Here is a 1,321-nt window from a genome sequence, read left to right on the forward strand (position 1 = left end):
TGAATCGCACCGGGAATCGTGGAGGCTGGTTGGTTTAAGTTAATGCGGACACGTCAGCGGCATTTCTGAGTTGCCTGTAGTAGTTTGCCTCAGCTTCAGCAGGCGGGATATAGCCGAGCGGTTCCATCAGCCGATGATGGTTGTACCAAGCCACCCATTCCAGCGTTGCCAGCTCGACGGATTCCCTCGTTTTCCAAGGGGCGCGCCGACGAATCAGTTCCGTCTTGTACAGGCCGTTGATCGTTTCGGCCAGCGCATTGTCGTAGCTGTCGCCCCGGCTGCCGACCGACGGCTCGATGCCGGCCTCAGCCAGCCGTTCGCTATAGCGAATGCTGACGTATTGAGACCCTCTGTCGGAATGATGAATCAAAGTCCCGTCCTCGCCCGGTTGGCGGGCGTACAGCGCCTGTTCAAGTGCATCCAGAACGAAGTCCGTGGTCATCGACGAGCTGACGCGCCAGCCAACAATACGGCGGGCAAACACGTCGATCACGAATGCCACGTACAGCCAGCCTTGCCATGTCGAGACATACGTAAAATCCGACACCCAGAGCTGATTCGGCCGGTCAGCCTTGAACTGCCGGTTGACTCGGTCCAGCGGGCGCGGCGCGGTCACATCGGGAAGCGTCGTGCGAACACGCTTACCGCGAACTGCGCCACGCAAGCCCTGCAGCTTCATCAACCGTCCGACCGTGCAGCGTGCCACTGCAATGCCTTCCCGGTTCATCTGCTTCCAGACCTTCGGCACGCCGTAGACCTGCATGTTGGCCTGCCAGACACGCTTGATCTCCGGTTGCAAAAGCTCATCGCGTTTCGCGCGGGCGCAGCGCTTCGACGGATCGCGAAGTTGTGCTGCATGGCGTCGGTAGCCCGACGGGGCAATCCGCAAGACCTTGCAGATCGGCTCGACCCCGAAGGTGTCGCGATGCTGATCAATGAAGGCCTTCAGGACTTGAAACGGCGGTCGAGCTCCGCCTGGGCGAAAAATGCGCTCGCCAGTTTGAGAATCTCGTTGGTCCGGCGCAGTTCCTTGACCTCGCGCTCCAAGGCCTTGATGCGTTCACGCTCGGCCGTACTCACGCCATCGCGCTCTCCACGGTCGACCTCGTCGCGCTTAACCCAATCCAACAGCGTCTGCGGCGTGCAGCCGATCATCGGCGCAATCGATTCGACTGCCGCCCACATCGACGGGTGCTCGCTACGCTGCTCGCGTACCAGGCGCACTGCGCGCTCTCGGACTTCCGGGGAAAACTTGCTTGGCTTCTTGTTCATGGCTCCATTCTCTCAAGAGTTGGAGCCTCCACAAAACTCGGGGCGGTTC

1 protein-coding gene and 1 other annotated feature are annotated in these 1,321 nt (G+C 60.6%); the gene reads right to left on the bottom strand.

The features are described 5' to 3' along the window. Positions 1-34: 34 nt before the first annotated feature. Positions 35-1,272, bottom strand: a protein-coding gene (locus JMF90_RS37420) for an IS3 family transposase (protein ID WP_155123312.1) whose coding sequence is annotated in 2 segments (ribosomal slippage) — positions 35-981 and positions 981-1,272 — 1,239 coding nt in all. Because the reading frame shifts where the segments join, the coding sequence is not laid out codon by codon here. After that, positions 875-991, bottom strand: a sequence feature (AL1L pseudoknot). Its footprint overlaps the gene before it by 117 nt. Positions 1,273-1,321: the final 49 nt, after the last annotated feature.

It is taken from the genome of Burkholderia sp. E168m23, assembly GCF_016586125.1.
GTDB classification, from domain to species: Bacteria; Pseudomonadota; Gammaproteobacteria; order Burkholderiales; family Burkholderiaceae; genus Burkholderia; species Burkholderia orbicola.